Annotated in this window: 24 protein-coding genes and 1 tRNA gene; 8 read left to right on the top strand and 17 right to left on the bottom strand. The window is 61.3% G+C overall.

The genetic code is table 11. The features are described 5' to 3' along the window. Window positions 1–146 precede the first annotated feature (146 nt). Window positions 147–222: transfer RNA gene (locus G8767_RS04135), tRNA-Arg, on the top strand. A gap of 50 nt (window positions 223–272) precedes the next feature. Further along, the gene (locus G8767_RS04130; protein ID WP_166809404.1) at window positions 273–1232 is read left to right on the top strand and encodes a formylglycine-generating enzyme family protein; all 960 of its coding nucleotides are present in this window, start codon (window positions 273–275) and stop codon (window positions 1230–1232) included. A 9-nt stretch (window positions 1233–1241) separates the two neighbouring features. On the opposite strand, the gene G8767_RS04125 is transcribed toward G8767_RS04130, so the two are convergent. The 7 genes from G8767_RS04125 to G8767_RS04095 all read right to left on the bottom strand — a co-directional run bounded on the left by G8767_RS04125 (window position 1242) and on the right by G8767_RS04095 (window position 7593). Further along, complete coding sequence (locus G8767_RS04125; protein ID WP_166809403.1) at window positions 1242–2039, bottom strand: alpha/beta hydrolase; 798 nt, start codon at window positions 2037–2039, stop codon at window positions 1242–1244. A 26-nt stretch (window positions 2040–2065) separates the two neighbouring features. Continuing rightward, window positions 2066–3391, bottom strand: coding sequence for an aminotransferase class I/II-fold pyridoxal phosphate-dependent enzyme (locus tag G8767_RS04120; RefSeq protein ID WP_166809402.1), 1326 nt, complete (start codon window positions 3389–3391; stop codon window positions 2066–2068). A 64-nt stretch (window positions 3392–3455) separates the two neighbouring features. Continuing rightward, window positions 3456–4247 (bottom strand): amino acid ABC transporter ATP-binding protein, encoded by a 792-nt coding sequence (locus G8767_RS04115; RefSeq protein WP_166809401.1) that lies wholly within the window; start codon window positions 4245–4247, stop codon window positions 3456–3458. Continuing rightward, window positions 4244–5212 (bottom strand): amino acid ABC transporter permease, encoded by a 969-nt coding sequence (locus G8767_RS04110; RefSeq protein WP_206028821.1) that lies wholly within the window; start codon window positions 5210–5212, stop codon window positions 4244–4246. The genes G8767_RS04115 and G8767_RS04110 overlap by 4 nt, the downstream gene beginning before the upstream one ends. 1 nt (window position 5213) lies before the next feature. Then, window positions 5214–6140 (bottom strand): transporter substrate-binding domain-containing protein, encoded by a 927-nt coding sequence (locus tag G8767_RS04105; protein WP_166809400.1) that lies wholly within the window; start codon window positions 6138–6140, stop codon window positions 5214–5216. A 2-nt stretch (window positions 6141–6142) separates the two neighbouring features. Further along, window positions 6143–6985 (bottom strand): carbon-nitrogen hydrolase family protein, encoded by an 843-nt coding sequence (locus G8767_RS04100; protein ID WP_206028820.1) that lies wholly within the window; start codon window positions 6983–6985, stop codon window positions 6143–6145. Then, window positions 6982–7593, bottom strand: coding sequence for an RraA family protein (locus G8767_RS04095; protein ID WP_206028819.1), 612 nt, complete (start codon window positions 7591–7593; stop codon window positions 6982–6984). The genes G8767_RS04100 and G8767_RS04095 overlap by 4 nt, the downstream gene beginning before the upstream one ends. 409 nt (window positions 7594–8002) lie before the next feature. Here G8767_RS04095 and G8767_RS04090 point away from each other — a divergent pair, with 409 nt between their 5' ends. Further along, entirely contained in the window at window positions 8003–8905 is a 903-nt protein-coding gene (locus G8767_RS04090; RefSeq protein ID WP_166809397.1) for a proline iminopeptidase-family hydrolase, read from the top strand. 54 nt (window positions 8906–8959) lie between these two features. On the opposite strand, the gene G8767_RS04085 is transcribed toward G8767_RS04090, so the two are convergent. Both G8767_RS04085 and G8767_RS35685 read right to left on the bottom strand, forming a co-directional pair. Next, window positions 8960–9877, bottom strand: a complete 918-nt coding sequence (locus G8767_RS04085) for a TauD/TfdA family dioxygenase (protein WP_166809396.1) — start codon at window positions 9875–9877, stop codon at window positions 8960–8962. 32 nt (window positions 9878–9909) lie between these two features. Continuing rightward, the gene (locus tag G8767_RS35685) at window positions 9910–10326 is read right to left on the bottom strand and encodes a hypothetical protein (protein ID WP_240951827.1); all 417 of its coding nucleotides are present in this window, start codon (window positions 10324–10326) and stop codon (window positions 9910–9912) included. A 455-nt stretch (window positions 10327–10781) separates the two neighbouring features. Here G8767_RS35685 and G8767_RS04075 point away from each other — a divergent pair, with 455 nt between their 5' ends. After that, entirely contained in the window at window positions 10782–13118 is a 2337-nt protein-coding gene (locus tag G8767_RS04075) for an arylsulfatase (RefSeq protein WP_166809395.1), read from the top strand. Window positions 13119–13191: 73 nt separating this feature from the next. Here the strand turns inward: G8767_RS04075 and G8767_RS04070 are convergent, their stop codons facing one another. The 4 genes from G8767_RS04070 to G8767_RS04055 all read right to left on the bottom strand — a co-directional run bounded on the left by G8767_RS04070 (window position 13192) and on the right by G8767_RS04055 (window position 17080). Beyond that, window positions 13192–14694, bottom strand: a complete 1503-nt coding sequence (locus G8767_RS04070; RefSeq protein ID WP_346842956.1) for a DUF4173 domain-containing protein — start codon at window positions 14692–14694, stop codon at window positions 13192–13194. Between the two features lie 108 nt (window positions 14695–14802). Next, complete coding sequence (locus tag G8767_RS04065; protein ID WP_095971203.1) at window positions 14803–15798, bottom strand: HAMP domain-containing sensor histidine kinase; 996 nt, start codon at window positions 15796–15798, stop codon at window positions 14803–14805. After that, the gene (locus G8767_RS04060) at window positions 15795–16481 is read right to left on the bottom strand and encodes a response regulator transcription factor (protein ID WP_095971204.1); all 687 of its coding nucleotides are present in this window, start codon (window positions 16479–16481) and stop codon (window positions 15795–15797) included. Before G8767_RS04060 ends, G8767_RS04065 begins: the two co-directional genes overlap by 4 nt. Window positions 16482–16546: 65 nt before the next feature. Then, entirely contained in the window at window positions 16547–17080 is a 534-nt protein-coding gene (locus G8767_RS04055; protein ID WP_029255974.1) for an NlpC/P60 family protein, read from the bottom strand. Between the two features lie 250 nt (window positions 17081–17330). On the opposite strand from G8767_RS04055, the gene G8767_RS04050 reads away from it, so the two are divergent. Beyond that, window positions 17331–18455 (top strand): serine hydrolase domain-containing protein, encoded by a 1125-nt coding sequence (locus G8767_RS04050; protein WP_166809394.1) that lies wholly within the window; start codon window positions 17331–17333, stop codon window positions 18453–18455. A gap of 5 nt (window positions 18456–18460) precedes the next feature. Here the strand turns inward: G8767_RS04050 and G8767_RS04045 are convergent, their stop codons facing one another. Then, the gene (locus G8767_RS04045; protein ID WP_166809393.1) at window positions 18461–19684 is read right to left on the bottom strand and encodes an erythromycin esterase family protein; all 1224 of its coding nucleotides are present in this window, start codon (window positions 19682–19684) and stop codon (window positions 18461–18463) included. A 107-nt stretch (window positions 19685–19791) separates the two neighbouring features. Here G8767_RS04045 and G8767_RS04040 point away from each other — a divergent pair, with 107 nt between their 5' ends. Next, a complete protein-coding gene (locus G8767_RS04040) occupies window positions 19792–20487 on the top strand; it encodes a MerR family transcriptional regulator (RefSeq protein WP_166809392.1) in 696 nt (231 codons plus the stop codon). 21 nt (window positions 20488–20508) lie between these two features. On the opposite strand, the gene G8767_RS04035 is transcribed toward G8767_RS04040, so the two are convergent. Next, window positions 20509–22785 carry an ATP-dependent DNA ligase gene (locus tag G8767_RS04035; protein ID WP_166809391.1) on the bottom strand — a complete coding sequence of 759 codons (2277 nt, stop codon included), beginning with the start codon at window positions 22783–22785 and terminating at the stop codon, window positions 20509–20511. 115 nt (window positions 22786–22900) lie between these two features. Between G8767_RS04035 and G8767_RS04030 the strand changes: the two genes are divergently transcribed. Together G8767_RS04030 and G8767_RS04025 are read left to right on the top strand one after the other, a co-directional pair. Beyond that, the gene (locus G8767_RS04030) at window positions 22901–23173 is read left to right on the top strand and encodes a WhiB family transcriptional regulator (protein WP_050654722.1); all 273 of its coding nucleotides are present in this window, start codon (window positions 22901–22903) and stop codon (window positions 23171–23173) included. 65 nt (window positions 23174–23238) lie between these two features. Beyond that, complete coding sequence (locus tag G8767_RS04025; RefSeq protein ID WP_095971210.1) at window positions 23239–24144, top strand: transporter substrate-binding domain-containing protein; 906 nt, start codon at window positions 23239–23241, stop codon at window positions 24142–24144. A gap of 1 nt (window position 24145) precedes the next feature. Here G8767_RS04025 and G8767_RS04020 read toward each other — a convergent pair whose 3' ends face one another. Continuing rightward, window positions 24146–25801, bottom strand: coding sequence for a substrate-binding domain-containing protein (locus G8767_RS04020; RefSeq protein WP_124567516.1), 1656 nt, complete (start codon window positions 25799–25801; stop codon window positions 24146–24148). Window positions 25802–25921: 120 nt separating this feature from the next. Beyond that, window positions 25922–26353: an SRPBCC family protein gene (locus tag G8767_RS04015; protein ID WP_003939735.1), complete on the bottom strand. Its 432-nt coding sequence runs from the start codon at window positions 26351–26353 to the stop codon at window positions 25922–25924. Between the last annotated feature and the right edge of the window lie 14 nt (window positions 26354–26367).

Genomic DNA, 26367 nt, shown 5'->3' with positions numbered 1-26367 from the left:
GACCTCGTCGGCGGGCCGCTACACTGACTAGCGCAGCTGTGACGCCTGAGGCTTCGTGCCGACAGGCCGAGCGGATGCAACAGCAGCACCGAGAAGCGAAAACCCCGGCAGCACAGGGTTTTCAGCGCTTGTCGGTAACGCTCCCCGCCCTCGTAGCTCAGGGGATAGAGCATTCCTCTCCTAAAGGAAGGGTCGCAGGTTCGAATCCTGCCGAGGGCACCAGGTGGGACTCTCCCCCACATCGGCGCGACCGACGTGCCATTCTTGAATTCATGACGACGCCTCACTCCACGGCTACTCCCCCGAAGAACATGTCTTTGATCCCGGGTGGGACGTACTGGATGGGCTCCGAAGACTTCTATCCGGAAGAACGCCCAGTTCATCAGGTCACAGTCGACGGATTCTGGATGGACACGACGGCGGTGACGGTCGCCGAGTTCCGACGCTTCGTGAAGGCAACCGGCCACGTCACCACTGCGGAAATCGCCCCGGATGCCGCCGACTATCCCGACGCCGATCCTGCCCTCCTCGTTCCGGGCTCGTTGGTCTTCACATCACCATCCGGTCCGGTCTCACTCGACGACTACACCCAGTGGTGGTCGTTCACTCCCGGCGCCGACTGGCGCCACCCCGAGGGAGTCGACAGCAACATCGGGGGACGTGAACGGCACCCGGTCACCCACGTGTCGTATTTCGACGCTCAGGCCTACGCCGCGTGGGCCGGCAAGGAACTCCCGACCGAGGCCGAGTGGGAGTTCGCCGCCCGCGGTGGACTCGATCGCCAGGCCTATGTGTGGGGCGATCACGACTCTCCGGGCGGGCGGCCTGGTGGCAATGTGTGGCAGGGACAGTTCCCCTGGGAGAACCTGCTCGAGGACGGGTACGAGCGCACAGCGCCGGTCGGAAAGTTCCGGCCCAACGGCTACGGGCTGCTCGACATGGCCGGGAACGTGTGGGAGTGGACAGCCGATCACTACACGTCCGACCACGCCCACAGTTCCAAGAACGTCGCGCCGACCTCGTCGTGCTGCATTCCTCGTAATCCCCGAGCGGAGTTCGCCACGGAGGCCTTGGCGGGCGAACCCTACGCACGACGGGTGATCAAGGGCGGCTCACATCTGTGCGCACCGAACTACTGCTTGCGCTACCGCCCTGCCGCGCGGCAGGCCGAATCCGAGGAGTCCTCGACCTGCCACGTCGGCTTCCGGTGCATCATCCGCATTCCGCAGTAGAAGGACGCGTCAGGTAGTCCGCTGGAGCACAGAATCAAAGAATCCCTGAACGTGAGTGACCATCGGCGCGAGCTGATGTGACACCGAGTCGATCACCACTTCTTTTACGTCCATTCCTGCCCGGCGATAGTTGTTCTGCAATGACGCAATTCGATCACCCCGGGTCGCGCCGGCGTCGTTCGCTCCTGGCATCCATCTGGACTGCTCTGGTGTGACCGCGATGACGTCTCGCCCGTCATCGTTTCCACCGATGACAGTCTGAACCGATACCGCGGCAAGACTTTCGAGGTCGATGTCGTGCCCGAACACAGTCGAGGCGTTTCCGATGCCCACCCACCAATCGCGCGCGCGATCCAACAACGTCACATTGCCGGGCGCACCGATCGAGACCGCAAGAACTCGTTGCGGATGAACAAGGAAGAACCGATGAGCGAACTGAGCGCCCCCGGAGAATCCGAACAGTAATACTTCGGGGTCGAACTCCAGTTCCACCCAGCCGGCAAGATCGTCGAGCATGTCGATCAAAACGCGGTCGAACCGAATTCCTTCGTACTCGAGGGATTTGTAATTGTCACCGTCGGCCGGATTGCCGATCCCGGCGGGGAATAGTGGCGCAAGCAATGTGGTTCCCGTCGTTTCCGCCCAGTCCAGAAATAACTCGCGCAGGGACTCGGCGGCCCGGTCGCTCCCGTGTACGAGCACAGCAACACGACCACTGGGATGAGAAGGGATGAAACTGAAGTGACTGAACCGCTGGTCCTTCGAACACGCCGTCCCCGGAATCCGTCCGCTACGTGGGTATTTCACGTCCAACTCCATTCAACAGTTCTCGTTTACAGTGCGAGCGCGGACTGACGGAGAATCTCCGCCAATTGACTGCTTATCCCCGGCTCCATTCTCGACGTGGCAACACGGATATGCGGCAACGCCCCCGTCGAATACGACGTCTCGCCGGCAAGGGCCAGGATCCCGTGCGCTGTGAGATGCTCGATCGCCTTCGCCTCGTCGGTCACGGGAATCCAGACGCAGAACCCGTCCCTGGCGGGCACATCAATGCCGTTGGCGTGCAACATCGACGTCAATGCGAAGAGCCTTTCTGCGTAAATGCCTCGGGCGCGAGCGACGCCCTCAGCCGTCACTTCGTCCTGCAGCAACCACGCCAAGGCACTCTGCAAGATTCGTGATGTCCACTGTCTTGTCAATCGGATCTGCGCATGGACAGTGGCCATCCGAGCAACAGTCGTTCCGATGACTGCCAGCCGCAGATCAGGCCCGTACGACTTCTCATAGGACTTGATGTGGATCGTCCGTTTGGGGAGATACTCGCCCACACTGTTGATATCCACCAACGATAGAGCATTCAGATCGTCGTACTCCACGATCATCGCGGAAGTATTGCGCTTCAGTACTTCCGCGATCCGCCATGCGCGGTCCGTAGCTGTTGCATTACCCGTCGGCACCTGAGCTCTCGGCTGATAGAAGACCACAACAGGACGCGTCTTCATTGCTTCCTCGAGATGCATCAGTGACAACCCGCCCTCGACGTACGGCACGGGCACCACGGTCAGACCCAGATCCGACATGAGGTTGAGCAACTGTGGTTGCGTCGGGGATTCAACCACAATTCGATCGCCGGGAACCGAAAGTGACTGTAAGACAGTCCATATAGCATCAGATGCGCCGTTCGCCACTGCGAATGCCTCAGCGGGGTACGGCCACTCGGGCTCCACGACATCTCTGAGCGCGGGAAGGATGGGCGAATCGTAGTACTGGTCGAGTCCCGGCATCTCCGATGCACTGACCAACGCCGGTTTCAGCGAGGGCAACAGGTCAGGGTCGGGATAAAGCAACCGCATGTCGAACCGGGCCGGGATGATGGATGCCGGTTCGATTCGCGTCACCAATCCCGCCGGGCTGCTGACTCGGGTTCCCGACTTACCGCTGCCCATGATCAGCCCTCGTTTCTTGAGCAGACTCCACGCCGAGGAGACCGTCGCCGGACTGACCCGGAGAACCTCGGCCAACGAACGCACGTGGGGCAGTGCGTCCCCCGGCGTCAGTTCACCTGTCCTGATCAGTTCAGCTACGTATGAGGCGATACCCCGGGAGGATGGGTCCTCGATTCTTCTACCCAACAGGGCCGCATCGAACTTGGTCACCCGACCCACAGCGTTCTCCGTCCTTCAAGTCCCTCGCGTCTGCATCGTCCGCTCCTGAATCGAATCATCGGTGCAGGGTGTTCTCCAGGAAGGACTCGGTGATCGGACTCCGCGGCGCCTGCAGCACTTGCTCGGTATGACCGTCCTCGACGATCGAACCGTTCGCCACCACAACGACCCGGGATGCCGCGGCGCGTGCAAAGCCGATCTCGTGAGTGACAACCATCATGGTCGATCCTTCGTCGGCCAGCTGCTTCATCACCGAGGTCACCTCCCCGACGTTAGCCGGATCCAAGGCCGAGGTCGGCTCGTCGAAGAGCAACAACTCCGGCTCCATCGCCAATGCGCGCGCAATCGATACACGCTGCTGTTGTCCCCCGGAAAGGTGCTTCGGGTACGAGTCCGCACGATCTTCCAATCCCACCCTCGACAGTAATCTCAGACCGAGTTCGCGAGCCTTACCCTTGTCTAGGCCTCGAACGTGGATCGGCGCGTCGATCACGTTCCGGAGCACGGTCCAATGGGGAAACAGATTGAAGCTCTGAAAGACCATCCCTGTCTTCTGGCGCTGTCTGGAGATCTTTCCCTCACCGAGCATCCGGAGACCGCGCGGACTCAGTTCACACCCGAGCAACTCACCACCGAGAGTGATTGAGCCACCGTCTGGCCGTTCCAGATAGTTGACGCAACGCAACATCGTCGATTTGCCCGAACCGGATGCTCCGAGAATCGCCACGGTTTCGCCGCGGTGTACGTCCAGGCTGACTCCGCGCAATACTTCATTGTCTCCGTATCTTTTTCGCAAATTGCGAATAGAGAGCAGCGGTTGTCCCGTACTTCTGGTTCGATCCGTCATGACGTCCTCATTCGATTCTTGCGCAAACCCTTCGACACCCACTGCGCAAACCAGGTGCCGGCATTGGTCGACGCGCTTCGGGTGGCACCCTTGGCGTAGTGCGCCTCGATGAAATACTGGAAGAAGTTGAGTACGGTGGTCAGAACGAGATACCAGATACAGGCCACGATCAACAATGGAATCGTTTGGAATGTGTCACTGTAGATTTCCTGAGCCGAGAACAACAGTTCCGCGCCGCCGATGACGCTCACGATGGACGTAGCCTTCGTCATGCCGATGATCTGACTGAATGTCGGCGGGACAATGAACCGCATCGCTTGCGGCAGTTGAATTCTCAGGAAGATCGACATCGGCTTCATGCCGACCGACTTGGCAGCGTCTATCTGTCCCTCGTCGACGGATAGAAGACCCGCCCGATAGATCTCGGCCTGATATGCCGCCTCGTGAAGACCGAGACCTACCACCGCAGCAAGAAAGGGGGTTATCACCGAATTCGCCTCGGATTGAATGAATGTCGGTCCGAAGGGAATTCCGATCCCGAGAACCGGAATCAACAGTGCGATATTGAACCAGAAGATCAACTGAACAAGCTGCGGAGTTCCACGAAAGACCCAGATGTATCCCGATGCGATCGCGCGAAGCACCGGGTTGTCCGCGATTCGGAACGCGGCGAGTACTCCACCGAACACGACTCCGATGAACATCGCCAGAATCGTCAAGTAGCACGTCACCACCAGACCCTTCAATATTTGTTCACTGCTCAGATATTCGGCGACGACATCCCATTCGAAGTTGGGGTTTCGGACCATCATGTTGACGAGTTGAGCGAGAAGAACTCCGACGACAACTGCCGTGAACCACGTCCACGGCCTCGGCGGACGCTTTGCGATCGACACATCGATCATATCGTCACCGTCAGGGGTCACGCGGGCAGTCCCGAGATCACGCATGTCGCTGGCGGTCATGTCACTTCGCCCTGGCGAGGTCGACACCAGGAGCGTCGAGCATTTGAGCCTGGAGTTCGTAACGGTTCATGATCTCGTCGTAGGTGCCGCTGTCGAACACCTTCTGAAATCCCGCCAGAATTGTCGGCGTCAACGGAGAGCTCAACGGAAGAATCATGCCCTGGTAAAGATTCGAAAATCCGTTGTCGGCATCGTTTCCGGTGATCTCCAGCGCACCGTCCGAAGTCTTTGCATAGTAGGAAAGTGGTGCGCCGGAGGCGAAGAATGCATCAGCGCGCCCCGACTTGACAGACAAAACCCCATCAGGAACCGACTTGAGACCCACCACATTGATCGCCGACTTACCCTCGGCCACACAACGATCGGAACGATCGGTTAGAATTTTGTAGGCAGACCCGGTACCGGCGGGGCCCAGCGCGGAGACCGAGATCCCGCAAACGTCGTCGAGGCCGTTCACACCCTTTGGATTTCCCTTGGGAACGAGAAATGGAACGATCTCACGCACCACGTCCACCAACTGAACATTCTCCGATTTGCCGGTGTCTCCGTAGGGATTGAACCCAGCGTCGTATCGACCGGACGAAACTGCAGCGAACGCCCCAGCCAGATCGTTCATCGGTACGTACTCGACGTTTATGCCCAGCACTTCGCCAAGTTGGCCGGTAAGTTCAGCAGCCGCACCACTATAGGAGTCACCTGCCTTCTGCCACCACGGCGGGTTCACACCCGGCATGACGATCACGAGCTTGCCTGCGTCACGAATCCTCTGTGGAAGAGCGTCGTGAAGTGCCGAGTCCATCTGCACCGAGGGTTGCGCGGCACTTGAACTGTCGGCGGTAGCGCCGCTACTACAGGCCGATCCTGCAAGGACCGAACCTGCGCACAGCACTGCCGCGATCGTGTGTCGACGTCGTATGAATGTAGTCATTGTCAGCTCCTGCTGTACTGGCAATCGGATGCCGATACGACATCTGTTGCTCTTGGATCGACGAAGAAGCGCCGTTGCTTCAGGACCGGCATCACGTGCCGGGCAGAGTGAAGGAGGTTCATCGAAAGGCTGACGGACACAGTGCCTTCCTCTATTCCAGCCATCGCTCGCACCACACCGTCCGGACCGACGATCATGCTGCGCCCGATTCGGTTGCCTCCTGTTTGACCGGCGGCAGCGAGGAAACATGTGTTCTCCAAGGCGCGGGCTTTGCACAGGGTTTCCCAGTGCTCTTCCTTGAGCGGTCCGGAAACCCATGATGTCGGAAGCACCAGAACATCGACGCCTTTGTCCGCCAACAGTCTGGCAACCTCCGGGAATCGTATGTCGTAACAGGTAAGCATTCCGATCGAGAACCCCTTGACCACAAAGGTACTGAGAGTTCCGTCTCCTGCAGTAACGGAGTCTGATTCGCGGAAGGCAAAGGCGTCGTACAGGTGTATCTTCCGGTACGTGGATATGATCTCGCCGTCGCGAAGCGCCACGATGGTGTTGAAAGGCCTTCCCGTATCGGCGGTCTCGGTGACTCCTACGATGACGGTCAGCTCAGTTCCGCGCGTGGATTCGGCTAACCTACGAACAAAGAATCCATCGAGCCGTTCATCCTGGGGAGATTCGTCGACGGCATCGGTCCGACTCGACGCCGATTCGGGAAACACCAGGAGGTCGATTCCTTCCCGCACCGCATGGTCTACCAACGACTGGCACAGCTCCGCGTTCGTCGATACATCACGCACCGAAGACACTTGAGCCAATCTGATTGCGAGGCTGCCGCCCGTAGTCATCGCGGACCTTGACCGGACGCACCGGTCAACTCGGCTAGGTCAGTACCCCTGGCCACAGTGCCACGAAGGTCCGAACGCTCGAAGTCGATCTCAATGAGCGACAATCGATCTGCTACCTCTTGAGCCTGCGCGGCCGGCACGACGGCGATACCGTCGTCATCGCCGAATACGATGTCACCAGGCATCACGACAACGCCACCGACGCTGACTGGGACGTTGATCTGCCCTTCCAACATCAAGATTCGTGTCGTCAAAGCCGTAAGACCGCGAGAGAACACTGGGAACCCCAGTTCACGAATTTCGGTCGCATCATTAGTCGAACCGTTCGACACCGCTGCGACTGCTCCCGCATCCGCAGCGATTGCGGCAAGCGTGCCACCAAAACTGGAACGGTAATCGTCGCCGGACTGATCGATCACAACAACATCCCCCGGTTGAACCAAACTCATCGCACGATGAACAGCGGTCGAATCGAGATGGGGGATCTTGACTGTCAGGGCCGGACCCGCGAATCGGCCCGAAGGACCAACTGGCTTCAATCCGCGAGGAAACCCGAAATCTGTTGTGTGGCCAAGTGTTGCTGCGGTAACTCGGGTAAATCTCTCCATCAACTGAGCATCCGGCCTGGGAAACCCCGGGCCGACTGAGAAAGTCAACTCGAACTCACCTCCTTGCATGTTATTGGTTGGTCAGCCGAGCATGCAGGGTGCGATAGTTCAGGTGCAATAGCATTTGTTACTGAACAAAAAGTGCAACCCAGATAAGCCGAAGATCACTAGTATGTCGATTGCGGCCCCACCTCTGAGCAGCAACGAGTGACCTTCCCATCCGACACGCGTCAGTTAATCCAGCTGTTACACAAAAAGAATTCATCGAAAGCAACCTTGAGATGCAGGTCATAGTTTTGTCCGCGGAGGGCGCTCACGCGAGTTTTGTTCAGACACAGAACAGGTTGGCAACGCCGTTGCTGGAGCCGAGGATCAGAGCATCGCCCACAAGCTGCAAGGAGATACGGCTGTGCATACTGTCGAAGAATCGGTAGTCGGATTCGAACAATGGAGTACCTACTACCGCTGGACAGCTGAAAGCGAAGGGCCTCGAGAACGTGGTCGTCCGCTGTTGGTGCTACACGGTGGGCCTGGTTGCACCCACGACTATCTGGTCAGCCTGAGCGATTTGGTCAACGGCAACCGATCCGTCATACACTACGACCAATTGGGAAATGGACGCTCGACGCATATGTCCGAAGCTCCCTACGATTTCTGGACCGTCGACCTGTTCCTCCGCGAGCTCGAGAATCTAATCTCGGAGCTCGGAATCGGCGAGTACGACCTCTTGGGTCAATCATGGGGTGGCATGCTGGCGGCTGAGCATGCGCTACGCCGACCACCAGGGCTTCGGAATCTGGTGATCGCGAATTCACCGGCATCGATGCAGGATTGGGTGGACGCAGCAGCCGAACTGCGGAGCGCCTTGCCACTTGACGTCCAAGAAGCGTTGCTGCGCAACGAACATGCAGGTACGACGGACTCACAGGAGTATCGGGCGGCAATGTCGGAGTTCTACGATCGACATGTATGTCGCTCGATTCCGACCCCACCGGAAGTGGCGGCGACATTCAAGTGGATCGACACCGATCCGACTGTCTATCACACGATGAACGGTCCAAGCGAGTTTCACGTCATCGGATCCCTACGCAATTGGTCTGTGAAAGAACGTCTTTCCCGGATTCAGACTCGAACGCTGGTAATCAACGGTGCGTACGACGAAGCAACCGATCGCACTGTCGAACCTTTTGTCCGCGAGATCAGCGGAGCACGGTGGGTCCGATTCGAACATTCGAGCCACATGCCGCACATCGAAGAGCGGGAATTGTTCATGAAGGTGGTCGCCGACTTCCTCGATGGCAAAGATACGTGATCTCGCTCGGGTCGTCGCCGACCACCGCCAGTCCTGCGCGAGTGGAGTACAAAATCAGAAGGGCGCGTCTCCGAGGATCGCCACGCGCTCCATCACGCGGCGATGGGGGAAGTAATCACTCGCCGCGTAGTGCTGGGTGGCCCGGTTGTCCCAGAAGGCAATGGAATTCGGCGCCCACTTGAAGCGGCACTGGAAGTCCGGGACCTTGACCTGTGCGAACAACAGGTTGAGCAGATCGTTGCCTTCGGCAGGATCCATGTCCGGAATGTGGGTGGTGAAGAGGCTGTTGACGAACAGCGTCTTTCGCCCGGTTTCCGGATGCTTACGCACCATCGGATGCAGGACCGGCGGGTACTGCTCCTTCATCTGTTCCAACTTCTCCGGGCTCATGCCGCGTCCGAAGGACGGCACAAAATCGTGGATGGCGTCCTTGCCGTCGATAAAGTCCTTGATCTCGTCGGGGAGGCAGTCGAAGGCGTTACCCATATCGGCCCAGAGGGTGTCACCACCGGCGGGCGGTACGTCGATCGCCCGAAGGACCGAACCGAGGGGCGGTGTCTTGGTCCACGTGACGTCGACGTGCCAGATGTTTTCGGTTCCTGGACTGTCTTCTCCGCGTTCGAATCTGACGACGGCCGGGACGTCTCCCTGCGGGAGAAGTGGATGAACCTCGAGTTCACCCCAATGGGCCGCGAAGTCGCGATGATTCAAGCTCGAAATCGGCTGGTCCCGAAAGAACACGACCTTCCATTCGAGGAGGGCCCGACGTAGATCCTCGATCTGCTCGGCCGACGGATCACGCAAGTCGATGTCGGTGATCTCCGCACCGATGAACGGTGTGACGGGCGTCAGAGTGAACCGCTCGTACGGCATCGATTCAACGCCTTCCGGATTGCGGCGCATGCCACGTGGTCCGAATTCAATTGTGTGATTGCCGATTTGAACTGTGCGTGATGATGTAAGGATAGCCATCGGATGACTCCGTCCTGTCGGGGCTGAAGGGGTCACACGTCAGTCGACGCGTGCACCCGCTTTGCTCGTGTGCGTTTGTGTGCGCTTTGAGGTGCGGTCAGTGCTCCTACCGCGAGATCGACCAGATGATCCACCGTCGTATCGAAATCTGCCTGCACAACCGGGTTTTCGTCTTCGCGGCGCTGCTCGAAGATGGCCATAGCGGAGACGCTCATGTTGAACGTCAGATCGATCCGTTCAACCGCGACGCGGCGGGGCAGATGCGGCAAGGCCCGCGTCAACCTGCCGACTACTTCGTTGATTCCTTCACTGACCTCACGAAACTCAGCACTCTGTGTATCCACAGACGGTGAAATTCTCGCAATGAAACGCGCGTAGTTGGACCCGTCGACTGTCGCCATGAAATCGGCCAACGGGTACAGAAAGGCTTCGACCAAGGCGCGGACCAAGTCGGTCCGCCACTGGCGTCGATGTCGTCGAGATATGTCAGTCGTGCTGCATTGATCTGATCCATCCGATGCCGGAATACGGCCAGTACCAGACCGTCTCGCCCACCGAAGTGGTACTGAACTGCAGAGTTGTTGCGCTGCCCCGCCGCCGTTGCCACGTCCCTCATGGACACTTCGTGAATACCGTGCTCGGCGAACATACGCTCGGCGACGGCGACCATGGCGTTCTTGGCATCCAACGAGGCGGGCATGCACCGACCATATAAGTCACTGCCTTAATTCTGCAACACCCACCCCTGTGCGCGGTTAGGGAGTGCAGGGACTCCTTAACCGCTCACAGGGGTGATTGTCCCAGTCAGCGAGACCGAGGCTGCTAGCGAAGTCGTGACCGTTACGCTCCAATTTAAGACGACTGCTTAATCGACCCGGTTTTGCACACGCCAAGGAGCCTGCTGGTGAATCGCCATTCCATCCCGATCATTCCCGAGACGCCGAACGTCGCGGCCGCCGTGTACTACCCCGATCAGAATCCCCCGTACACCCGCCCGGAACCGCTTCGGCCGCCTGCCGGGGCACCGAACGTGCTGCTGATCATGATCGACGACGTCGGATTCGGTGCACCTTCGGCGTTCGGTGGCCCGTGCCGCACACCCACGGCCGAGCGTTTGGCCGAGACCGGTGTGAAGTACAGCCGATTCCATACCACGGCTCTGTGCTCACCGACGCGTGCTGCCACTCTGACCGGACGCAACCACCACAGCGTCGGCATGGGTGTCATCTCCGAAATGGCGAATGCTGCACCGGGATACAACGGGACGCGTCCAGCTTCCGCGGCGACTGTTGCCCGTGTCCTGCAGGGAAACGGTTATGCGACGGGCGCTTTCGGCAAGATGCACCAGACCCCGACGTGGGAGACCACCGCCGCCGGGCCGTTCGATCGATGGCCGGTCCGTGAGGGCTTCGACAAGTTCTACGGTTTTCTCGGTGCCGAGTCCGACCAGTTCTCCCCGGTTCTCTACGAGGACTTCACGATGGTGGACTTACCCAAGACGCCACGGGAGGGCTACCACCTCTCCGAGGATTTGGTCGACCACGCGATCGAATGGGTCGAGGGTGTCAACACGACGGACCCGGACAAGCCGTGGTTCTGCTACCTCCCCTTCGGCGCCTGCCATGCCCCACTACAGGTTCCGGACCGCTACCTGGACAAGTACGTCGGCGAATTCGATCACGGGTGGGATCGTCAACGCGAGATCACCCTCGAAAAGCAGAAGGAACTGGGCGTCGTCGCTCCAGATACCGAGCTGGCCCCGTGGGCTCCGGGACTCCCACACTGGGACGAACTCGACGACGACCAGAAGAAGGTCTCGGCCCGTTTGATGGAGTTGTACGCGGCATTTCTCGAGCACACCGACGACGAGGTAGGCAGGCTCGTCGACCGGTTGCAGGACATGGGCGTCCTCGACAACACGCTGGTGCTCTACATGATGGGTGACAACGGCGCTTCCGCCGAGGGCGGTATGGAGGGCTCGTTCAACTATCTCGCCGGCCTCAACGGTTACAAGAGTGCGACATCCGACGTGCTGGCGCGCTACGACGAATTGGGAACCGAAACCAGCTACCCGCACTATCCGGCGTCGTGGGCTCTGGCTCTCGACACCCCGTACCAGTGGGCCAAGCAGGTCGCGTCTCATTACGGCGGCACCCGTAACGGCCTGATCGCCCACTGGCCCAAGGGGATCGACAAGCCAGGCATCAGAGAGCAGTGGCATCATTGCGTCGACATCACGCCGACAATCCTGGAAGCTGCCGGTATTCCGGCGCCGACCAGCGTCGACGGCGTCACCCAGAAACCGATGGAGGGCGTGGCGATGAACTACACCTTCGCCGAGCCCGAAGCCGAAGAGCGCCACACCACACAGTATTTCGAAATTTTCGGCAACCGCGGAATCTACGATCACGGCTGGACGGCAGTCACGGCGCACCGCGCACCCTGGCTGATGGCCACTCACGGCCTCGAGCTCACACCGATGAGCGAAGATCGTTGGGAGTTGTACGACACCTCGGTCGACTGGTCGCAGGCCCGCGATCTCGCGGACGAGCATCCCGAGATCCTGGCCCGGCTCAAGGAAAAGTTCCTCGTCGAGGCCGCCAAGTATCAGGTACTGCCACTGGACGACAGAACGGTCGGCCGCCACGCCACCGCGGAATCACGACCACCGCATCCGATGATGGGCCGCACAACCCTCACTCTGTATCCACACATGAACGGACTGGTCGAGAAGGCTGCGCCGACGTTCTTCAACCGCTCGTACACACTCACCGCGAGTCTGGGTAGCGTCGCCGACGGCATGCTGGTCAGCCTCGGCGGCCGGTTCGGCGGATTCGCTTTGTACATACTCGATTCCGTTCCGGTTTACTGCTACAACTTCAGCGGCGGCGGCCGGACCTTCGTGCGTGGGCGCAACCCGCTGACACCCGATACGAGCGAGGTGTCCGTCCACTTCGAGTACGACGGCGGCGGAATCGGCAAGGGCGGAACCGCCACCCTGAGCGTCGACGGCGAGGTGGTCGCCGAGGGCCGGATCGAGAAGACCACTCGGGCGATCTTCAGCATGAACGAACAGCTCGACGTCGGCATCAATCGGGGCAGTCCGGTGGCGGAGGAGTTCGCCGAGCACGGCACCTTCCGTTACGGCGGCAAACTCAACAGCGTGACCATCGACTTGCGCTCCACGCGCGACGTGGTGTCGGCGCAGGAGAGGGAGAAGATCTCACTCGCCGTGCACTGATCGACCAAGTGACGCTCGCCGATTGTGCAGCCGCGCGCCATATCCGGCGCGCGGCTGCACAATGGCCCTGCGTCTATCCGACCGTGTACATCTGCAGGCACGGCCCGACCGGGCGAGCGTCCAGGATGTCGCGGGCCTTCTCACGCGCAGCATTGAACTCCCAGGGCACAGTGGTACCCGGCACTCCGAATCGATATCTACTCAAGGCACATGAACGCTGCGGTTCCGGTAGACGATCCAAGGCAGGCACCGCATCGACGGAGAGCCCGTGTAAGTAGGAAACGTCGATGCTCTTGCCGCCCTCGAACCGCTCCACGTTCTTTTGCGCGATGTACGCGTCAGGGTTGAACACCGCGAAGGCCAGCAGCGCGACGGCTGAAGTGGCGAGAACGGCTGTGGGCAGCCACTTCCCGGACATCCGGATACCTGCGCCGAGCAACAATACGAACACGAATCCCAGAAGTAACTCTGTGGCGAAGACGCTGACCCGGAGCACCGTGAAACCGTACTGATTCTCGTACAACCACATCCGGTGTACTGCGGACGCCACGATCACCAGGCTGAAGAGACACAGTGCACCCAACAGTCCGCGGGCAAGACGCCTCGATCCGGCGTCGCGGCGGTCGATGAACCGCACTGCGACCGCGATGACGAGCAGCGTCAGCACGGTGACCGCCATGAGCTGCCAGAAACCCTCACGCGCGTAGTCCGCATAGGTCAGTCCGTCGGTCACCTGTACGTGCTCGTCTCCCCCGAACAGCGTTTTCGTCTGCACTGCAACAAAACCGAGAAACAGCACGTTGAGCACTCCGAGCGGGACCGCCCACTCCCACATCGGCAACGGCGTCGCCGGTGCAGGCGCAAATGCGTCCACCGTCGGCGTTCTCCGACGCAGATACACCGCAACCAGCGTGCCGAACGCCATCACGACACCGGCGAAGATCCGTGCCCCCGGGTTCGACACCGAGATGGCAGGAGTGAAGCCGCCGAAGATCTTCGCGAACTCCGGATCCGCGCTCACGAACAAAGATCCGAAGATCAGCAGGAGAACAACCGATACTGCGCTGACGACGACAACTCGCACGGCCGGCACCCGCGGAGCAGAGCGGGTCGAAAGTTTGCGACGACGAACGAAGTTGACCGTCCGATGGGGCGCCCGCCAGGGAGCGACCGTTCCCAGGAGTATCCCGGTCCACGTCCGCCCGCCGATCAGAGTCCACGTGAACAGAACCCACGCGGCTACGACGCAGAGGAACACCAACCACTCTGCACCGCGAACGGCGGCAACGCCCAGTAGTGCGAGCATCCCGATGGCGGCGACCCACTGCGTCACGGTCATCCGCGGCGGCGTCAGAATCCCGAACACGGTCACCACGCCGACACCGACGATCACGTACGCGACACTCACGAACCCTGGATCAAGGATCAGAGCCGCAAGCACCCCTACTGCGGCCGCGCCGACGAGCATCGAGCGGGTGGCCATCGACGTGCGATCGGGACGCCAGAACCGGCTGGGACGCTTGGGTTTCACGGCCGGCATCGGCGCTTTCGGTGGAATGACTATCGGAGCGCTCATGTGATCTCCTATGTTTCTGGTTCAGATTTCAGGGTCGGAAATACAGACGAATGCCTGATGTAGGCATGCGCCATCGCGAGATCTCTCGATCTCGTCAGAGACTTCGATTCAGTTCTGCGGCAGCACTACTCGAATGCAGCAGCCCGACGGGGCGTCGACGACGGCGATCCTGCCGTCATGCAATTCGACGGCCCACTTCGCGATCGCGAGGCCGAGCCCGGTGCCACCGTCTGTCGATCCGCCTCGTATGAAGCGGTCGAACACTCGCTCGCGGGCTTGTGGTTCGATGCCGGGGCCGTCGTCGTGGACGTCGAGCACCAACTCCCCTGCACTGCCGGTACGCACTCGGATGACAACTTTCGTGTCGACGTTCCCGTGCTGAACTGCGTTGCCCACCAGGTTGGTCACCACCTGATGGAGGCGATCCGGATCGGCTACGACGGACAATTGCGGAGGCTTCACGTCGATCTCGATGTCGCCCGCGCTCACACTCGACAGCTCGCGGAGGAACGGCTCGACCTCGAATCGGCGCCGCTTCAACGGCATCGCGCCACCCTCGAGTTTCGAGAGGTCGAGAAGGTCGGCCACCAGCGCGCCCAGTCGTTCCGTCTGCCGCAGCGCCGATTTCATCATCGCCGGATCCGGTTCTTCGACACCGTCGACGACGTTTTCGAGCATCGCTTGCAAAGCGGTGATGGGCGTACGTAATTCGTGGGAGACGTTGCCGATCAGTTCGCGGCGGTACCGGTCGTCTGCACCGAGGTCCTCGGCCATCCGATTGAACGCATGGGCGAGCTCGCCTACCTCGTCGCGGGAAGTCGCTCGCACTCGCCGTGAGTAGTCACCGCGCGCCATCGCCTTCGCTGCGGCCGTCATCTCGCGAAGCGGTGACGTCATTCCGTGTGCGAGCACCTGCGTAACTCCGAGTGCGACAACCAACGCCGTCAGAAGGGCGAAACGAAACGGTTGTTGCGAGGTCAACCAGAAACCACCCGCGGCGAACAACAGCGCTGCGACAACCAGGAGGCCGACCTTCACTTTGAAGGACCGCATCGGGTCCAGCGGCCGCGGCCATCGTGCGAAAAGCCGGTCGACGACGCTCATCGCGGCACGTCCCAGGCGTACCCGACGCCGTGAACGGTCCGGATCACGGAAGGTCCGAGCTTGCGTCGTAGCGCCTTGACGTGGCTGTCGACGGTCCGACTACCCGCTCCCTCTCCCCAGCCCCAGATCTCCTCGAGCAGCGACTCCCGCGGGATCGCAGCTCGCGGCCGCTCCGCCAGGTAGGCGATGAGATCGAACTCGGTGCGGGTCAGGTGGACTTCTTGGGCATCACGGCGTACTCGACGCTCGGTCAGGTCGATCACGACATCGCCGAACTCGAGTAGGTCGGTCACCGGGCGAGCAGCGTGCTCCGCACGATCAGCGCGCCGAAGCAAGGCCTGAACACGGGCGACGAGGACACGCATGCTGAACGGCTTGCTCAGATAATCGTCGGCCCCGACACCGAGACCGATCAGCATGTCGGTTTCGTCGGCACGGGCGGTCAGCATCAGCACCGGCACCGGGCGCACGGACTGAATGCGGCGGCAGACCTCGAGTCCGTCGAATCCCGGCATCATCACGTCGAGCACCACCAGGTCGGCGTCCATCTCCTCGCAGCGGGTCACCGCGCTGGGACCGTCGAACGCCAGCTCGACGTCGTAGCCCTCGGCACGCAGCCTCGCCGCGATGGACTCGCAGATACTGACCTCGTCGTCGACCACGAGCACTCTTCGCTGACTCATGGAACTGACTGTATTCGGCCGTCGTGGATGAACCTGGGAGGACTTGTGAAGGTTCTGTGCAGGTTCTAGAACCTGCGGATGTTGTTGATCGGCAGATCCGCCAGCGGCGTCAGTCCGGTCGGAACACCAACTCCATAGGCGTTGAACACCATTCCGAACCCAGCGTAGATGCCGACATGGGTCGCACCGGGGTAGAAGGTGATGACGTCGCCGGGCGCCAGGGCCCACCGCGGAACCGGCTGTCCGACGTTGGCCTGCTGCTGACTGGTCCGTGGCAGATTCACTCCGGCCTGCCGAAACGCCCACTGCACCAGCCCGGAGCAGTCCCACGAGTTCGGACCGACGCCGCCCCACTGGTAGGGCTTTCCGGTCTGAGTGCTCGCTGCTGCCAGCGCGATCAGGCCTGCCGGACTCGGGATGGGCAGGGCGGCTGATCCACTGCTGATGCTGCCCGCGCTTCCCAGGCTGCCGGAGCTCCCGCTACTGCCGCCACTGCCGAGACTTCCCGGATCGGCCGAGGCAGGGGCAGCGGAGAGCAACAGGACACTTCCGGTCAGCAGAGCCGCGACCGTTCCCGTGCGGAGTGTCGACTTCTTCATGCATCCGTCCTTCGTGGGAGTCGTTTCGGCGCGCGGCAGCGCACCTCGATAGCCGTGAACTGGTAAGACACGTGAAAACAAACACTTCGTTCGGATGTTAACGGCGTGGACGTGGTGTTCGGACAGGAATGATTGATCCGATTTGTCGGTTTTCAACAAACAGGCCTTACGTCCCGGCCTGGCAGAAGATCAGGGAATGATGGGGGATTTCCTGGATCCGATCCAGCGACGAAGTCCATAAATTCGACTCATGCGCTCATACCTGCTCGTCGCCGCGGTCATCATCGGAGCCACCACGGCGCTGATCGGTTGCTCGACGCTCCAGCGCGCAGTGGAGATTCAATCGGATCTCGACGGACTCACCAGGTCGGGTGTCGTCGGGTCGATCGCAACACTCGACGACGGCACCACAACGGCTGTGATGACGAGCGGCGTGCCCAACCGGACCAACGGCGATTCGATCGGCAAGAACGACCGCGTCCGGATCGGTAGTGTGACAAAGACATTCACCGCTTCCCTCGTTCTGCAGTTGGTCGCCGAGGGCAAGATCGACCTCGACGCACCGATCGAGCAGTACCTCCCGGGCCTACTGCACGGCAGGGGCATCGACGGCAGTGGAATAGACGGCAGCGGCATCGACGGCAGCGCAATCACCGTGCGACAACTGCTGCAACATCGCAGCGGCCTTCCCGAATTCGCCGGAGAACCCGGCGCCGACGAATGGATTGCCGCAAACGAGGACCGTACGCTGACGCCGTCCGCCGCGGTCGCCATCGCCCTCGGTAAACCGGCGCAATTCGTCCCCGGAACGTCGTTCGTCTACACCAACACCAACTACATCGTTCTCGGAATGCTCGTCGAATCCGTGACCGGCCGCAGCTACGCCGATGAACTCCAGTCTCGAATACTCGATCCGCTGGACCTGGAAGACACGTACCTCCCGCCGGCCGGCGAGCGCGACATCAGGGGCGACCACCTGACGGGCTATCAAGATCTCGACGGTGGTCTGACCGATGTTTCCCGCACCGAACCGTCGATCCCGTGGTCTGCCGGAGCGATGGTCTCGACGGGCACAGACCTGAACGTCTTCTGGCGAGCACTACTCGACGGGCAGGTGGTGCCGGCCGAGCAGCTTGCCGAGATGACCACCCCTCAGGTCGCCGCCACCGAAGCCGAGGGATCCGGGTACGGATTGGGCGTCGGCGCCACCGAACTTCCCTGCGGCGTCACCTATATCGGCCACAGCGGCGGGATCTACGGGTACTACACGCTGTCCGGGGCGACGCCCGATCGTGCGTTCACCGTGACACTGACGTCGACGCCGAAGGACCAACCGGACACCGTCGCGATGCTCGCGCACGCGCTCTGCCCCTGACGCTCTTACCAGTACTGATGACGTTTTCCATCAGTATCCGCGACGAAGATGACCGCGTCCGCTCCGTTCAACTCCGAAGGTTTCAGCGGCAGGTGCCCTGGCAGGATTGGTTCGCCCGCAGTGACCAAAGTGCCGAGCGCCGCTCGCAGGGCCGGAGTCGAGAACAGGGCACGCCGAGTGGTCACTTCGGCCAACGCACCCTGCAGAGTGCCCGGATCACTGTCTGGGTTGGCGTCGGTTGCCACGACTACGTAACGCTCTCCGAGGGCAAGTCCGACGAGTGAACCGGCGCTTCCCCAACTGACCACGTCGCCGTTGACCGGCATGTCGGACTGCACTCGCAAGAGATGGGCATTGTGTGCGAACAGCAGGCCCGGCCCGCGTCGCTGCTCCTGGGCGACGACGGCCAGCAGGTTCTCGGCCATCATCTCGGCACGCAGGCTGAGCAGAGTGCCGATGCGATCAGGAGCGGAACTCGCCATCGCGGCGTGGTATCGCAGAAGACCTACAGCGGTGCGTGCGTGTGCGAGGGCCAGGTCGTACCCGGTCGGGTCGGCGGACCGCAGCACCGGTGCGGCGCGCCGCAGGACGCTGCCGAGGTCGTCCGCAATGATGCGCAGGGCGCGAGCATGATCGGAGTTGCCGATAGACGCAGCCGGATCGAACATCGCCGCCGGGTTGCTCCAGTCGGTGTCCTGCCCGAGCAGAAGGTCGATGTCGTCGAAAGAGTGCGGTCGCATCGCAGCGGGCAGGAAGTCACCTGCCGCAGACAGCGCGCCACGTGGGCTCGGCGCGCCGGAATACTCCACCGGAGCGTCGAAGCCGTAGAAGCGAACTCGGTCAGCCGGAGCGCGACCGTCGTTGTAATCGCGTAGCCATTCGACGAGTTCGCGGTTACCCGGTACCGCCCCGAATCCGTGACTGAAGCCGGTGGCGAGCACCTTCTCGATGTCCACCTCTCCCCCGTTCACGTAGTCGTCGACGAGCAACACCGCTAAGGCATCTGTTTCGAGCACGATCGACCGATATCCTCGTTCGACGAGTTGGCCGAGAAGTTCGTTGCGCAGCAACGGAAATGCCTTGATTCCGTGGGTCGGCTCTCCGAGGGCGAGTAGAGCCGGCCCCGTGGTTCGCGTTGCGAGCAGTTCGTCGACGGCACGACCAAGACCTGCCGCGTCTTCGAGTTGGCGGCCGAACTCACTCAGCGCTGGGGCAGTGGACATGATCATCCCTTTCGAAGGTGGACTGCCTTCGACAGTATCGTTGAAGGTTCGGGTGAAACTTTGACGATAATTACCTGGGGTATACCGTGAAAAGCCTCAATCGGAGGTGATCAGTGCGGCCCATCGACCTTGCGCGTGAACACGGGTTGTCCGCACAGGCGATCCGCAACTACGACGATGCCGGCGTCCTTCCTCTATCCGAGCGCAGCAACCACGGCTACCGGCGATACAACCCAGTTCACGCACAAGCCCTGCGTACTTTCCTCGCATTGCGCGGCGGCCACGGGCACCGGCGGGCCACGGAAATCATGCGTGCGACCAACCAGGGCGACACCGAGTCCGCCTACCGCCTGATCGACAGTGCGCACGTAACGCTGCTCGCCGAGCGAGGAACTCGCACCGAGGTAGCCACTGCGCTGGGGACTCTGTCCACCACAGCACCGGCACAGGTACACGGTCCAGCGCTGACGGTGGGTGAGCTCGCGCGCCGTCTCGGCGTTCATCCGGCGACACTGCGCACATGGGAAGAGCACGGCATCCTGCGTCCCGAACGCGAACAGGCAACGGGTTATCGCGAATACGGTCCCGAGTGTGTGCGCGACGCCGAGATCGCACGGCAACTGCGGCGCGGCGGCTACCGACTGTCGCAAGTCGCCCAGTTTCTCGACTCGCTGCGCGAGGCAGGCGGAGCGGACGCGTTGGCAGCGTTCCTCGACTCCTGGCAAGACCGGCTGACCACACGCAGCCGCAACCTTCTCGCCGGCGCGGCTCAACTCGATGCCTATCTCACGATGCTGGATCAGACCTAGCCGAGCAATCGTCGACGCATCCTATTCCCGCCCTGTGACGTCGCCTGGCTTCTTGTCCTCCCGCAGACCCCGCCAACTCGGATGGCGAAGGCGTCCGGTTGCCGTCCAATCCATGAACCGCACCTCACCGACGAGTTCAGGCCTCACCCAGACCGCCCCCTTTCGGTCATCTGCTGGAAGTTCCTCCTCGAACGGACTTTCCTTCTGACGCAACGGTTCCAGCACCGCAAGCAGTGACTCCAAATCACGATCACTGAATCCGGTACCGACGCGGCCCACGTAGGTCAACCCGTCCTCACCCGGAATTCCCATGAGCAGCGCCCCGATCCCCTGCGCTCGATTGCCCTGTCCGGTGCGCCACCCACCGATCACCACCTCTTGAGTGCGCCAGTTCTTCACCTTGATCCAACTCGACCCACGCCGTCCCGGAAGGTAGACCGATGCACGACGTTTGGCGACGATCCCTTCCCACCCCGCATCGGCACTCACCTCCAACGCGTTCTCCGCCGTACCCTCGATCTGTGGGGGCACCTCGAGCTCACCGACCTTGCCCGCCAACGCATTCAACACGGTGCGGCGATCCGAATAGGATTTCCGCAGCAAAGACACTCCGTCGAGGTACAGAAGATCGAAGGCCAGGAATACCGGTTCCCCACCTCGCTGGAGGAGGCCGAAATCTGTACCTCCCGCGTCGTTGTACGCCACCACTTCACCGTCGAGAACCACGTCATGACCGTCCAGCACCTCGGCCAACCCGGCAAGGGCTGGATAGTCCCCGGTCTTGTCGTTACCCGCGCGACTGCGAAGCGACATTGTGCCCGAATGATATTCGAGGATCACTCGAATCCCGTCCCACTTGCCTTCGAAGGCCCACTCCTGCGGGTCGAGACCTTCGAGCGTTCCAGCGGTGGCAAGCATCGGCTCGAGATTCTTGGGAAACTCAGTTCCGAAACTCGCGTTCTGATCCTTCATCAGATGCATCAGCCACTGGTCACCCTTTGTCCGGATCAGCGCGAATCGTCCCTGCACCCGTTCGCCGCTGAGGCGCACAATCACTTCGTCTTCACGCCACTTCTCGGTCTCGTACGTCCCGGAATCCCAGATCGTCATCGAACCGCCGCCGTACTCCCCCTTCGGAATCGTGCCCGAGAACGTGGCGTATTCGAGCGGGTGATCCTCGGTGTGCACGGCCAACCGATTCTCTCCGGCACTGGTCGGCACGCCCTTCGGAACAGCCCAGGACACGAGCACACCGTCCCGCTCGAGGCGAACGTCGTAATGCAATCGTCTGGCGTGATGTTCCTGGATCACAAAGGTATTGCCCGCGCTCTCCTTGGTCACCGCAGCAGGGATCGGCTCCGGTGTCCGGTCGGCCGACCGCTTGTTGCGATAGTGCGTCAACGTGTCGGCTACAGCCGCCGAGACCGGCGGATCCAGATCGCTCAGCAGATCACCGTCGGATTCGACGCGCTCCAGAACCTCGTCGAACAACAGATGCCGTAGTTTCGGATCGTCGAGTTCATCCCAACTACGCGGCGCGGCAACATAGGGTTGATCGCGACCGCGCATCGAATACGGCGCAATGGTTGTCTTGGCTGCGTTGTTCTGACTCCAGTCCACGAAAATCTTGCCTGCCCGGACATTTCGAGCCATCGTCGCGGTGACGAGATCCGGGTGAAGCTTCTCGAGCCCGGTGGCGATCTGCTTGGCGACAGTCGACGCACCACTGCCGTCCAAGGCTCGATCCAGTGGAACGTAGAGGTGAATTCCCTTGCTACCACTGGTTACCGGATAGGCAGTCCACCCCAGAGTTGCGACCAGATCGCGAATCGACCTGGCCACCTCGGCGCACTGGGTCAACCCGACGCCTTCGCCCGGGTCGAGGTCGAATACCAGTCGTGTCGCCGGACCACGCTCGGAACCGTCGAATCGCCATTGGGGAACGTGCAATTCGAGTGCGGCCTGCTGACCCAGCCACGCCAGGGATGCAACGGAATCGAAGATCGGGTAAGTGACGACACGATCAGAATGTTGCAGCGACGCACGCGTGAGCCACTGCGGGGCTGACGACGCAAGGTTCTTCTCGAAGAAGGACTGACCGTCCACACCGTTGGGCCAACGCTTACGAGTGCCCGGCCTACCGACGACATGCGGAAGCATGACTGCGGCGATACGGGTGTAGTAGTCGATGACTTCGGCCTTCGTGGTGCCGCTCTCGGGGTAAAGGATCTTGCCCAGATTGGTCACGGACACGGTTGTGCCGTCGAGTGTGATCTGACCCCGATCCGTCGTTGCCATTTTCTCATTGTGCTGGATAGCGCTGTGTCTGGCAGTAGAAATCTGACGGATCGGAAACCTGCCGCTGCACCAGGCCACGGGCAAGACTGGTTTCTCGATGGGAGAGGAGACCACGATGACAGTTCGCAGTTCCGTGGAGCCGTTGGTCGACAACAATTGGCGGATGTTCGCCACCTGTAAAACAGTGGACCCGGCGGTGTTCTATTCGCCGGGTGAAGAACGCGGACGCAATCGGGCTGCACGGGAAAGTTCGGCGAAGCAGGTGTGCTTCCGCTGCCCGGTCATTCGAGACTGCCTGACCTTTGCACTCGACACCGCTGAACCACACGGAGTATGGGGTGGGACGACACCGTCGGAGCGCCTTGCACTACGACGCTCAGCTGCGTGAACTCCGCTCATACGAGACCCCCGTCACGTCGATACCGGACAAACAGGCAAGATGGCCTTGTGCCTATGACACGACGCGCAGTTGCCGTGACCGCGATCTTCGCTTCCTCGATCTTGTTGGGCTCATGTTCGCCGCAGCCGGAGGCCCCTGCGGCAGCAGACACCACCACCACGGTTCCCGAGGCGTTCACCAAACTGCCCTCGACCACCGCCGTGGACAAGTGCGGACCCCAGAGCGGGACCACCCTCGAGGACGGTTTCTTGACCATCGCCACCGATTCACCGGCATACGCGCCGTGGTTCGTCGACAACACTCCGTCGAATGGCAAGGGCTTCGAAGGTGCGGTGGCCCGGGCCGTCGTCGACAAGCTCGGATACAACACCGACCAGGTTCGCTTCACCACGGTCGCCTTCAACGACGCACTGAAACCTGGCCCCAAGGATTTCGACTTCGACGTCAATCAATTCACGATTTCCGAAGATCGCCGCGCGAACGTCGACTTCAGCTCGCCGTATTACGCAGTCGCGCAGTCGGTGATCGCCTCTGACGGAAGCAAAGCAGCCGGTGCAAAGAATCTTGCGGATCTCGCCGGCTACCGCTTGGGCGCTCAAACCGGTTCCACCAGCCTCGCGGCAATCACCGACACGATTGTTCCGACCACTGCGCCCCGCGAGTTCGCGACCACGGACGACGCGAAAGCTGCGCTGGCCGCGGGCGAGATCGACGCACTGGTCGTCGACATTCCGACCGGATTCCACATCACCGAGAACGAACTGCCCGGGTCGGTCATCGTGGGTCAGTTTCCGCGCCCCAACGCGGTCACCGAATTCTTCGGGTTGGTGCTGGAGAAGAACAGTCCACTGACCGCGTGCGTCTCTGCCGCCGTGGATGCGCTCTACGCCGACGGCACCCTCGAGAAGCTCGCTACCGAATGGATCACGGACAGCGCCGACGCACCCGTTCTCGAGTAGCTCAGCCGGCGCGCCCACTGATCGCGCCGACGAAGACCTTCGGGATGTCTGCCGGTGCCGGAGCGAAGTGACTGTTACCGCCGGTGAGAGCCGAAATCTGCTCGAGCACATCGGTATCGGCGTCATCGGTGACACCGATGGTGATGATCGGTACCGGCCGCGCCGGGTCCTGCTCGCGAGTCAGGGTGTCGAGAAGTTCCTGCAGCGAGATACCCGACGGGTCGTCGTTCGCACCGTCGGTAAGCAGAATCACCGAATTGATCGAGGCCGGATCGTAGGACTGTTGCATGGACCGATACGCGGCGAGAACGCTGTCGTACAAACCTGTTCCGCCGCCGACGATCGAAGAGAGATCGTCGATCCGAGACAGCAGTTTGTTCCGATGATCCGTGTCGCCTTCAGTTGCATCCATCCGGGCGACGGGTTCGAGTTCGCGGTAGTCCGTCCCCTCACCGAGATCTACGGAAAATGCCCAGAGACCCAATTGTGCGTTGGCAGGAAACATTCGGATCGCGATGTCACCGGCCTGCGCCGTCGCGGCCATTCGAGTGACCCCGTCCTGCATGTAGTCCATGGACCCCGAGACGTCGACAACTGCCAACGCACGGGAAGGCCTGGACAGAATCTCGTACCGCGCAAGCGCTTTGGTGACCACAGTCGGATCGGACGGCACCAGTGACACGACCTTTCCCACTCCACCGGCGACCGGTGGGGCCTGATCCGCGCCGCGGAACCCGAGGCCGGCAAGTACCGAGCGCCCGGTGTCCGATGTCAGCGCTGCCGCCAGCAGTTTGCCGGCGCCGTCCGCCGCTGACGAGGCTGCACCCACACGTGCCATCGGGTAGTCCATGAAGACCGAACCGGACGACGGTACCGACGCGGTGAGTCGACTGTCCGCATGTGCGGCGAGATAGGCCTCGAAGGTCTGCTCGGTAGTCACCGCGGTCCCGCCGTCCGCGTCCACGGTTTGGATGCGTCCGGTCGAACCGGTTTCCTTCAGATTTCCGTACTGCGCTTGCGCCACCGGGACCAAGGCTGCCGATATGGACGTGAGGTCCCCGCCCCGCGACTGGGTCTCGGCAAAGGCTGCCACGATCGGTGCGCTGGAGACGGCACTGGTCAGGGGATCGCCGATGTGCAGTGCTGGAGCGCCGAGGACGTCCGTCCATGCGCCGGGTGCCTCGGTGCCTGGCGCCGAGACGGCGACAACCGGGGTGGACGCGACCGAGTTGCTGATCCGGCGAACCTCCTGCCCGCTTGCGGAAACCTTGTCCAGCCATTCGCCCGAATCAGGTATCCACAGGGCGGGCGCCGTACCGTCGGCGATCGCCGCGACAGTGAGCACGGGATCTTGCGGCGTCACGCTGAGCGAGATGCACCCGAGTTCCGTAGCGGGGATGGCAGCGGCGACAGCTTCGAGTCCCGAGGCGATCGACGGATCGGCCGCCACGGTCACGGTTTCAGGGTTGTCACAATTGGTTGCCGTAGCAGCTGCAGCGGCGCCCGCACCGAGTTCTCCCTTGTCGCTGACGCTTTTGAACGTCACGGCGAATGCCGCGGTTCCACCGACTGCAACTACCGCCAAGAGTCCGATCAGAACCTGCACGGATCGAGGCATGGACGCAGGTGGTGCGCCGTACCCATGACGAGACGACATTGATCGAATCCTTTCCGGCGGGACCCGCACCAATAACCAACCGATGCCCGGTTTATCCCGCCGAAAAGAATCCTAACCCATGTTAGCGGTGAAGTAGCTCAATGTGTAGATCTCGACAAACTAGGTGTAGATCTGGACAAACTGGGCCAGTGACTTCTCCACATCGCCCTTGAGCGCCCGCGCCACGCTCGAACCGATCGGGCCGAACAACGGAGCGCCGCCCAACTCGACTGTCAGCGCGAGTTCCGACCCGTCGCCCTTTGCCTTCACGTCGAGTTCGAGACCGAGCTTGACCCCACCCTTGCCGTCTCCCTTGAGCGAGATCGCCTTCGGGACGTCGTACTTCTTGATGGTCCACCGAACGCGGTTGCGCAGGCCCTTCACGGTCACGACCGAGCTGATCTCGGTGCCCACACCCAACTGCTCGGGAAGTTCACTGCGCCATCCGTCGTGAACCACGAGCCAGTTCTCGTATCCACTGAGATCGGACGCCTTGTCCCACACTTCTTGGGGAGGAAGCGGAACATCGATTTTCACTGTGAGCTTTGCCATGGCAGAACAATAAG

The organism is Rhodococcus sp. IC4_135 (assembly GCF_011602025.1).
Taxonomy (GTDB): domain Bacteria; phylum Actinomycetota; class Actinomycetes; order Mycobacteriales; family Mycobacteriaceae; genus Rhodococcus_F; species Rhodococcus_F baikonurensis.
Note: the sequence above shows the minus strand (reverse complement) of the source record. Positions and strands in the feature narration are given on the sequence as shown.

Bases quoted from the DNA above. Each gene is read 5' to 3' on its own strand.
- G8767_RS04130 (WP_166809404.1), top strand. From the start codon at position 273: ATGACGACGCCTCACTCCACGGCTACTCCCCCGAAGAACATGTCTTTG.
- G8767_RS04115 (WP_166809401.1), bottom strand. From the start codon at position 4,247: ATGACGGATCGAACCAGAAGTACGGGACAACCGCTGCTCTCTATTCGC.
- G8767_RS04110 (WP_206028821.1), bottom strand. From the start codon at position 5,212: ATGACCGCCAGCGACATGCGTGATCTCGGGACTGCCCGCGTGACCCCT.
- G8767_RS04105 (WP_166809400.1), bottom strand. From the start codon at position 6,140: ATGACTACATTCATACGACGTCGACACACGATCGCGGCAGTGCTGTGC.
- G8767_RS04100 (WP_206028820.1), bottom strand. From the start codon at position 6,985: ATGACTACGGGCGGCAGCCTCGCAATCAGATTGGCTCAAGTGTCTTCG.
- G8767_RS04095 (WP_206028819.1), bottom strand. From the start codon at position 7,593: ATGGAGAGATTTACCCGAGTTACCGCAGCAACACTTGGCCACACAACA.
- G8767_RS04085 (WP_166809396.1), bottom strand. From the start codon at position 9,877: ATGGCTATCCTTACATCATCACGCACAGTTCAAATCGGCAATCACACA.
- G8767_RS04070 (WP_346842956.1), bottom strand. From the start codon at position 14,694: ATGAGCGCTCCGATAGTCATTCCACCGAAAGCGCCGATGCCGGCCGTG.
- G8767_RS04065 (WP_095971203.1), bottom strand. From the start codon at position 15,798: ATGAGCGTCGTCGACCGGCTTTTCGCACGATGGCCGCGGCCGCTGGAC.
- G8767_RS04060 (WP_095971204.1), bottom strand. From the start codon at position 16,481: ATGAGTCAGCGAAGAGTGCTCGTGGTCGACGACGAGGTCAGTATCTGC.
- G8767_RS04055 (WP_029255974.1), bottom strand. From the start codon at position 17,080: ATGAAGAAGTCGACACTCCGCACGGGAACGGTCGCGGCTCTGCTGACC.
- G8767_RS04050 (WP_166809394.1), top strand. From the start codon at position 17,331: ATGCGCTCATACCTGCTCGTCGCCGCGGTCATCATCGGAGCCACCACG.
- G8767_RS04045 (WP_166809393.1), bottom strand. From the start codon at position 19,684: ATGATCATGTCCACTGCCCCAGCGCTGAGTGAGTTCGGCCGCCAACTC.
- G8767_RS04035 (WP_166809391.1), bottom strand. From the start codon at position 22,785: ATGGCAACGACGGATCGGGGTCAGATCACACTCGACGGCACAACCGTG.
- G8767_RS04030 (WP_050654722.1), top strand. From the start codon at position 22,901: ATGACAGTTCGCAGTTCCGTGGAGCCGTTGGTCGACAACAATTGGCGG.
- G8767_RS04025 (WP_095971210.1), top strand. From the start codon at position 23,239: ATGACACGACGCGCAGTTGCCGTGACCGCGATCTTCGCTTCCTCGATC.
- G8767_RS04020 (WP_124567516.1), bottom strand. From the start codon at position 25,801: ATGTCGTCTCGTCATGGGTACGGCGCACCACCTGCGTCCATGCCTCGA.
- G8767_RS04015 (WP_003939735.1), bottom strand. From the start codon at position 26,353: ATGGCAAAGCTCACAGTGAAAATCGATGTTCCGCTTCCTCCCCAAGAA.